Annotated in this window: 2 protein-coding genes and 1 pseudogene; 2 read left to right on the plus strand and 1 reads right to left on the minus strand. The window is 75.5% G+C overall.

The window, feature by feature from the left end:
• Positions 1-571: 571 nt before the first annotated feature.
• A complete protein-coding gene (locus FMEAI12_RS30360; protein WP_112108733.1) occupies positions 572-2,053 on the plus strand; it encodes an acetamidase/formamidase family protein in 1,482 nt (493 codons plus the stop codon).
• 81 nt (positions 2,054-2,134) lie between these two features.
• Here FMEAI12_RS30360 and FMEAI12_RS30365 read toward each other — a convergent pair whose 3' ends face one another.
• Complete coding sequence (locus FMEAI12_RS30365) at positions 2,135-8,965, minus strand: AAA domain-containing protein (RefSeq protein ID WP_235014825.1); 6,831 nt, start codon at positions 8,963-8,965, stop codon at positions 2,135-2,137.
• Between FMEAI12_RS30365 and FMEAI12_RS38805 the strand changes: the two are divergent.
• Positions 8,955-9,211 (plus strand): annotated as a pseudogene (locus tag FMEAI12_RS38805) (hypothetical protein); the annotation flags it as partial. The gene FMEAI12_RS30365 and the pseudogene FMEAI12_RS38805 overlap by 11 nt on opposite strands.

Consider the following 9,211-nt stretch of genomic DNA (forward strand, 5'->3'; position numbering starts at 1 on the left):
GGTGTTGCCGGTGTTGCCGGTGTTGCCGGTGTTGCCGGTGTTGCCGGTGTTGCCGGTGTTGCCGGTGTTGCCGGTGTTGCCGGTGTTGCCGGGGTCGTCGGTGCTTTCGGTGTCCGGCTGGCCGCGTGTGCTCATTGTGGAGCCACGGTAGTCGGCCGGTCCTCGTCTCCGGTGCGTGTCTGGACGTTGGCTGACGTCTTCCGCCGGACCCGGATCGGGGCCGTCGGGCCCCGCCCGCGTGACGAACAGCAGCCGCCGGATACCGGCGCGTGCCCCTCTGGTACCCCTTCCGTGGGCTCCTCACCGGGTGACGCGCGGCGCTGAGCTGGAGCTGAGCGAGGGCTGGACCGCGACTGCAACATCCAGGACATCTCGGCGTCATGTCGCGCTGCGACTCTGACGCGCGTGCAGCGCCCCCACCGCCACCGTCTGCGACCGGCCCCTACCGAGGCCGCCGTCGCCGTCCGGTCGTCCGCTGTCCCGTCCGCCGGTGCGCCCTCCGATCCGGAGCGCCGAGCGACGACCAGGACGATTCCGGCCTACGCCGGTCGCCGGCACGGGTAGAACGCGAGTGGCCCTGCAACCCGGACGAGGAAAGATCGAGGGCCGGCACTATCTGCCCTCCACCCCCGAGACAATCAGCTGGGGTGCCCTCCCGACCGCGCGGACGCGGCCGGTCCTCAGCATCGACCCCGGCACGACCGTCACCATCGACACCGTCAGCCAGGAAGGGATCCTCGAGGACCAGGGGCGGGACCCGGACACGTTCTTCCGCGGTTTCGGCGTGGCGCCGTCCGAGGTGCTCGAGGACGCGCGGGCGATCGCCGCGTCCGGGATACCGCACCGCTTCGGCCGCGACGGCGCGCACATCGTGACGGGCCCGGTGTACGTCCGGGGCGCCGAACCCGGCGACGTGCTGCGGATCGACGTCATCTCACTGCACCCGCGCGCCCGCTACGGCGTGATCTCCACCCGGCACGGCGCCGGCCTGCTCGCCGGCGAGTTTCCCGAGACCCCGGCACCCGACCTCGACGCCGACGCCCGGCGCTGGCAGGCATATCGGACGGACACGTCCTTCTGCGCGGTCGAACGCCGCCGCGGCCGGCTCTTCGGATCCATGCCGAGCGGCCGCGACACCCGGATCCGCTTTCCGCTCAACCCGTCGCTGGGCATCATGACCGTTGCCGCGGACGTCCCCGACGGCCCGGTCGCCTCCGACTCGGTGGGCCGGCACGGCGGCGCGCTGGACTGCCGTGATCTCGGCCCGGGCTCACATCTCTACCTGCCGATCCAGGCACCGGGCGCGCTCTTCGCCGTGGGTGACCCCCACTACGCCATCGGCGACGGCATGATCGGCGCGACCGCGCTGGAAGGTCCGCTGCGAGCCACCCTCCGCCTGGTGACCCTGCGGGACGCGGCGGCCCGGGCCGCTCTCGGCTCACTGCGGGAGCCGTTCATCGAGACCGACGAGCTGTGGATAACGTCGGGATTCGACCCCGATCCGCGGGAGGCCCTGCGCCGGGCGGCCCGCGCGGCGGTGATGTTCCTCCAGACGAAGGTCGGGCTGGACCGGGCGGCCGCGGTCGCTTACCTGTCCTCGGCGGCGGACTTCGGGGTCGGCCGGCTGGCGGGCGGCCCGGAATCCGGGTACTGCCGCATCCGGCGCGCGGACTTCAGCGAGCCCACACCGGTGAAGGCCCGACTGCCCCGAGCCGGTTTCGCCCGCATCGTCGGCGGCACGGACGGCGACACCGACCGCGACCATGACCATGATGCCGGCCGCGGCGGTGACGGTGACGGTGACCATGATGCTGGCCGGGATCGCGGCGGTGACGGTGACCTTGACGTCGACCGTGGTCATTATGGCGGTGGTGACCATGGCGGTGGTGGTGACCATGGCGGTGACGAGGCCCGCCCCCCGGAGCAGAACCACGTTTCTGACCGGGACCGTGCCCCTGAGCGGGACCGCATGCGCGACGCCCCGCCGCCCCAGCCTCTGGAAACCCCCACCGACGACGGGGCCGCCTCCATTACCCGGGGCCCGGCCGCCTGACCGGAGAGGCCTCTCAATACAAGCGTGGCGGGTGAGTGAGCGTATGGACTCATTCACCCGCCACGCATTTATCGGGGTTGGTTAGGCGTCGTCTAGGCCTTCTTGGTCGGAGAGGGGGATGGGGCGCCAGCGCTGGCGACGTTCGTCGGGGTCGGAGTGGACGGAGGGCACGCCGCCGACCGGGGGAAACGAGCCCGCCATCATGCCGTTCTGCGGGACGTTCGGGAGGCCGGCCGCCCCGTCCGGTGCGACTGGCCCGAATGCTCCGGCCGCCGCGCCGGTCCCGCCAGCCGCCGTGGTCCCGCTGGGCGGCATGCTGCGGCTGGACGATGTGGTGTCGCCGGGTGTCGGGGTCCCGCCGGGTGCCGTGGTCCCACCGGGCGGCATGCTGCCGGTGGGGGATGGCATCGCGTTGGGCGGTGCTGATCCACCGGGGGTTGCCGCCCAGTCGATGCGCGTCAGATCGTCGAGGGGCTCCGGTGCGCTGGGGCGCGCCGGTCCGCCGGCCTGGGGTGAGCTCGAGGGAGTCCTCCCGCCGGGGGAGGCGGCATCGCCAGGCAGTGACGGTGCGTTGGGCGAGAGCGATACGCCCGGCCAGGAGTCCGGACCCGGGTAGATGTGCGGGACGCCCGGGAACCCGTTCGGGGCGGTCCCGACCGATGCCCAGCCGGTCGGTGACCCGCCGGAGGTGGGCCATCCCGCGGTCGCCGAGTTCGGCGTGGCCGCGTTCGCCGGTGGGGTGGCCGGGGTCTGGGTGCTCGGAGTCGGGCCTCCGGCCGGTCGTGATCCGGGGGTCTGTGGTTCCGAGGCCGCCGCAGCGGCGGCCTGGCCCGAGCCGGGTGTGCCGCTCAGCAGGGGTGCCCCGTTCGCGCCGGGTGAGCCGGACGGGCCGGGTGCCGCGATTGGGCCGGACGGGCTGGTCGAGCCGGCCGGGGCCGGGGGCGCGGTGCTGGGCAGGGCCGAGTCGGTCCGAGGGTCCCAGGAGGCCCCCGCGGCCCCGGGAGCGAGGTCCGGGTCGGTGGCCCCGTGGCCCGTGATGCCCGGGCCCGCGAGTCCGGAGCCGTGGGTGCCCCGGCCCACGACACCCAGCCCGAGGACGCTGAGGCCCGCGTCGCCGACGTCCGTGTTGCCGCGGTCCGCGTTGCCGGTGCCCCCTGATCCAGGGCCGGTGGCGCCGATGCCTGCCTCGCCCAGGCCAGCGGTGCCGGTGCCCGCGCCGATGCCCCCGCCCGGCTGGGCGGTGCCCGAGCTGCCCGCGTCCCGACCCGACGGCTCCGCCGGTGTGGCGGTCGAGCGTGCGTAGCCGTGGAAACCTGTCGCTGAGGGGTCGCTCTGGGGGGTTGGCCCCGAGCCCGGACCGAACGTGGCCGGGCTGGCCGGCGCCGGCGGCGGCACGGACGCCGACGGCGGTACGGACGCCGGCGCGGCCGCGGGCGCCGCCGGCGCCGGCGGTACGGGGCTCGCGTAGGCGGGGGCGGCGAGGAGCTGGGTCACCAGCATCGCCGGATCCGGCTGATCGGAGACCGGCGGCGCGAGCGCCACCGGGATGGTGGGGGCGATGCCGGCCGCGGCGAGCCGGGGCCACAGCGGGGCGAGCGCCGCCTCCGGGTCGATCTCGAACTCCGAGCGGCGGACCCGCCAGATGCGCCAGCCGACCCGGCGCAGCTCGCGTTCGCGGGTCAGGTCCCGCTCGACGTCCTCGGTGGAGCGGGTCGCGTCGCCGTCGCATTCGACGGCGAGCCGGGCGCGGCCGCCGGAGACCACGAGGTCGAACCGCCGGCCGTTGATCTCGACCTGCGGGGTGACGTGGTATCCGCGTGAGCTCAGCGCCAGGAACACCCGCTGCTCGAAGAGCGAGTCGAACCTGGGGTGCGGCAGCACCGGGCTCACCTCGGACGGCGAGAGCGGGGTCGCCATGATCGCCATCGGCGCCGACACCGAGTGCGCGAGGACGTAGCTGAGGTAGCTGTGCCGCAGGTCGCCCGGGTCCAGGTCGGCGGTGGAGACCGAGTGGAACAGCCAGACCTGGTCCCGGGCCCGGGACGCGGCGACGTTGAACCTGCGCTGGTACTCCAGCCTGGTCAGCGAGGTGGTGGACGTGCCTGGCGCGATCACGAGCGACAGGAAGACCACGTCCCGCTCGTCACCCTGGAAGTCCGGAGGCGAGCCCACCCGCAGGTGGCGCCGCAGCTGCTCGGCCGCGGACATCCGGGCGGACAGCTCCGAGCGGATCAGCTCCGCCTGCGCGGTGCCCTGCAGCACGACGATGCCGAAGCTCAGCCCCCGGTAGCGCGGGTCCTCGGCGCAGTTGAGCACCTGGGTGACCAGCGCCTCGGCCTCGATCGGGTTGCGCGGGCCGGCGGGGGTCGAGGTGGTGTAGGCGTGCGGCACGAACTGCGCGCGCAGCGGGGCGAGGCGGTCCGCGCCGAACTGCCGCAGCGGGACGAGCGGGGCGTCCCGGTAGAACATCGCCGACGACCACTCGATGATCTCCGGCATGCACCGGAAGTGCTCGCGCAGCCGGACGACGTCCCCGAACCGGGTCCGCAGCAGCGAGAACAGGCTGGACCGCGGCGTGAAGCCCACCCGAAGCCAGCTCGGGATGTCCGGCAGGAGGGTGTCGAGCCTGGTGAAGACGGGTTCGAGCTCCTCGACGGACGCGTCCGGCGGGGTGCACTGCCGGTCGTCCCCGACGACGATCACCCGGGGGGCCAGCCACAGCAGGAAGAGGCTGTCCAGGCCGGCCTGACTGCCCTCGTCCACGATGACGACGTCGAAGCTGTCGCGTACCGCGGGGATGGTCGACAGGACCTCGCTGATCGGCATCACCCAGGCCGGGACGGCGGTCTGCGCGATGCGCATGGCCTCCCGGGCCGCCTGCCGGTAGCGCTCGGCGTGGCGTCCGGTGAACCGGCCGCCGGCGGCCATGGCGTCGGCGTAGGCGCGCAGGGCGGCGGACTGCTCGGTGCCCATCCGCTCCAGGCAGTGCTTCCAGGCCAGGGCGCCGGCCAGCTCGGCGGTGGCGGAGGCGACCAGCTCGTCGGCGGCGTCCAGGTCGGCGTCGAGGTCGGTCTGGTCGACGGCGCGGACGCGGGCCAGCCAGGTCGCGGCGACGGCGTGCGACCAGGCCCGGCCGAACGACTCCATCCGCTCCGGCCCGACCCCGGTCATGCCGAATCCGCCCGCACCGAATCCGCCCGTACCGGATCCGGCCGTACCGAATCCGCTAGCCGCGAAACCGCCTGCCGAGAAGGCGCCCGCGGCGAATCCGTTCGGGCTGTTCCAGCCGCCTGCGCCGCCCGCCGCGGAGCCGTGACCGCCCCATTCCGGGTTCGGGTTTCCCGCGGTGAGGTTGCCCAGCGCGAGCAGGTCGGCGAGCAGGGGATGTGCCTCCCGGACACGTCCGAGCAGCTCGGCGCGACGGCGGGCCCGCGCGCGGCCGTTGAGCGCGCCCGCCGTCGCCTCCAGGGCCGCCACGTACTCGGCGGGGTCGCGCGCCTCGACCGCGATCGCGAGCAGTGCCAGCTCCGGGACGGCGTCGGGCTGGCCGGCCGCCGCGACGAGGTCGGCGGTGAGGTCCCGCAGCTGGGTGCCGGCGACCGTGGCGGACTGCCGCAGCCGATGGGCGTTCACGGCGGCGCCGACGTCCGCGCAGGACGTGGGCGAGTCGAGCGTGATCGTCTCCACGCCGAGCGCGTCGAGCAGCGCCGCGAGCCGGTCGCGTGCGGCGACGGCGACGTCGATGGCCCGTGCGGCGTCCTGGGCCTCGGTGAGCCGGGCCAGACGCACCTCCAGCTCGACGGCGGGATCGGGGGCGACGCCCAGCAGCGACCACGCCCGGGTGGCGGCCTCGAGGGCCACCTCGGCCCGCAGCCGGCACAGGGCCAGATCGAGCAGCTCGGGGGAGCGGGGCGTGACGCCGTCGACGGTGGTGCCGTCAAGGAGCAGACCGGCGTCCTTCTGCGCCTTTGACCGGAACAGTCGGCGCAGCGAGCCGCCGGCCTCCATGTGCTCGCGCAGCGCCAGCGCGGACGACAGCAGCCCGGTCAGGTCGCGGCCCGGACCCTCGCCGCCGGTGGGGAGCTCGACCCGGTGCAGGCCGAGCTCGACCACCGCCTGGCTGGCCTCCGCGATCGCGGGTGCCGCGGCAGCGACCTTCGTCCACAGGACGGCGGCCCGCCCGGCGAAGGCGTCGGCGAGGGCGTCGGCGACCCACTGCTGGCGGACGGCCCGCCGGCCGACGGCATCGAGGGCACGCCGCACGTCGTCGGCGCCGGCCGCCATCCGTTCCGCCGCCTCGTCGCCGGCCCGGGCGAGCGCGTCGGCGATCACGGGCGCCATGAGCACGGCCTGCCGGCTCAGTGCGTCCTCAGCGGCCTTCGCGGCTGTCAGCGCGACCCGCTCGATGTGCGCGAGGACGGACAGTTCGGAGCGGGTGGGCAGCTCGCCGAGCTCCGGCGGGAGGCCGAACGCCCGCTGCTCGCGCAGGGCGGACAGCGCCAGCGCGGAGGTGATCGGGGAGGGCACGGTCGGCGGGTCCGAAGGCCCGCCGCCGGATCCGAGCAGCCCGGTCGATCCGCCGGCCGGTCCGAAGCCCTCCGCCTGCCCCGAGCGGTCTGCCCGTCCTGAGCCGTTCGCTGGCCGTGAGCCGTCCGCCGGCGTCGGCTCCTCGGCCGGCGTGGATTCGCCACCCGCGGTAGCCGACCCGTGGGGCGCGCCGGGCCCGCCCGCGGTCTCCGAGGCGCCGTCGACCGCCTGGCCCGGCCGTGCGGTCTCACCGGGCTGTCCGGCCCGACTGGGCCGTGCGGTCTCACCGGACTGTGTGACCCGGTTGGACTGTTCGGTCCGGCCGGGTTGCACGGTCTGGCCGAGCGGGGTGCGCTGGCCCGGTGGGGCCAGGCGCGCCGCCGGGCCGAGCACGAGCGGCGAGGTGGGCGGCGCGGCGGACGTGTCGCCGAACCCGGCGAACCCGCCCTGCCGGGAGGACGCCGCGTCGGCGGCGGCGCGGCCGGGTGGGGTGGCGTCCGGCGCGGTCAGCAGCTGCCAGAGCTCGGCGGCCTCCGCGTCGGTGATCGGTGGACGCGGCCAGCCGCCGCCCTCCGGCCCCGGCACGGGCACCGGGATCCAGCCGTGCTCGGCGGCCTCGTCCCGCAGCCGGGCGGCGATCTCCGCCCGGGTGCCCGACCAGCCCGGCCCGACCTCGTAGGTGCCGTGGCGGCGCCACTCCGCCGCTCGCCGGGCCGCGACCGCGGTCGAGATCCGGTCGCGTTCCGCGACAGCGGAATCCCGGCGTGAGCGCGCCGTCCGGATCCGCTCGTCCTGCGACCCGGCGTCGTAGACGGCCTTCTGCGCGGCCAGCGCGCTCACGCTGGTGGCGAGCTCGCCCGCGCCGCTCTCGGCGCTGTCGGTGAGCGAGACGCACAGCCGGCGCAGCTCGGGCGGGAGCTTCTCCTGCAGCACCCGCAGGGCCTGGCCCTTCTGACTGGTCACCAGGACCCGGCGGCCCTCGGCCAGCAGCGCGCTGATCAGGTTCGCGATGGTGTGCGTCTTGCCGGTGCCCGGCGGGCCCTCCACGACGACGCCGTTGTCCATGCGCAGCCGCCGCATGACCCGCGCCTGCTCAGGGCTGATCGGCAGCGGCGAGAGCCACTCCTCGGCCTCCGCGGGACGTCCGGACTCCGCCGGTTCGCGGTGCCGCCCGGCGCCACGCTCACCCGGGGCGGCGGTGATCGCGCGCGGGCCCGGTCCGGCGCCCGGGCCGGGGTCGGGGCCGTCGCGGGAGGCGAGCCACGCCAGCCGTTCGGAGGTGTCCAGGGTCTCGACGAGCTGGGCCAGGCCCAGCGGCGGACGACCGTCGCCGCGCAGCGCGTCCAGCATCTGCTCGTAGTAGTTGAGCAGCGCGGCGTGCCCGCGCGAGCGTAGGACGAGCGCCGGCGCGAGCGTTACGGCGGCGCTCGGCCCGGCCGGGCCAGGCGGCGGCCAGCCCGGACGGTACCCGGCGGTCGTCCCGTCGACGGCGAGGGTGAGCCAGTCCCGCAGCAGGCGCTCGTCGTCGGCGCCCAGCGGGGCGGCGTCCCGGGAGCGCAGGCGCTCGTGCAGCGCGTTGGTCCGCTCGGGCCGGAACGCGGGGACGCCGTCGAGGAACGCGCTGTCCTCGAGCCGGGTGGACGTGCCTCCCGGCACCCGCAGCCGGACGGCGGACGTCATCGGGTCGACCTCGACCACCAGCCGGGTGACCAGCAGGTGCCGGCGGACCGGGCGCGGCAGCCACCAGGTGAGCAGGCCGGTGGCGAGCACCAGCTCCAGGGTGTCGCCCTCCTGGGCCAGTCGCTGCGCCACCCCGTACAGCGTGGTGTGCAGGTGACGCCGGTCGGCGTCGGCCCGGGCCCGGGCACTCCACACGTGCCAGGCCCGCGCCCACTCCGTGAAGGCGGCCTGGACGTCGGCGGGTACCTGCTCGGCCTCGTCCTCGATGCCGTCCTCGACGCTGGCAGCCCCGGAGCTGCCGGCCTCGCCGCCGGTCGGCTGGCTGGCGGTCGGCTGGTCGCCGTCTTCGTGGCCGCGGGTCTCGTTGTCGTCCGACCCGTGGCCGGCTGCGCCGTGGCCGTCGGTTCCCTTACCGTCGGTTTCGTTGCTGCCGGCCTCGCCGGGGCCCGCCCCGGTCCGCGGCTCGCCGTGGCCGGGCTCGCCCGGGGCGGCGGTGTGCCCGGTCCCGTCGGGGCTGACGCTGTTCGGGCCGACCCCGTTCGGGCCGACGCCGTTGTGAGCAGACCCGTTGTGACCAGACCCGTTGGAGCTGATGCCGTTCGGGCTGATTCCGGTGAACTTGATGCCGTTGAAGCCGGCCCCCTTGGGGCTGGCGCCGTTCGATCTGATCCCGTTGGGGCTGCCACCGTCTGTCGTGCCTGGCACGACGACGCCGTTGCTGGTGCCGGCTCCGTTGCGGGTCGGGCTGTTCGTGGGCGGCCCGTCGCCGGGGGCCTTCCCGCTCGTCTCGGCGGCACCGCTCGTCTCGGCGGCACCGCGCGGTTCGCTGTTACCCGCACCGCCGTCGGCCGGCTCGGTGGCCGGCGCCTGCGCGCCGTCGCTGCCGGCGCCGGCTGATCCGTCCGGTGCCGGTGCCGGTGGCTGCTGCGGCTGCGGTGGTAGGGCGAGAAG

Origin of the sequence: Parafrankia sp. Ea1.12 (genome assembly GCF_900465275.1) — a bacterium.
GTDB lineage: Bacteria > Actinomycetota > Actinomycetes > Frankiales > Frankiaceae > Parafrankia > Parafrankia soli.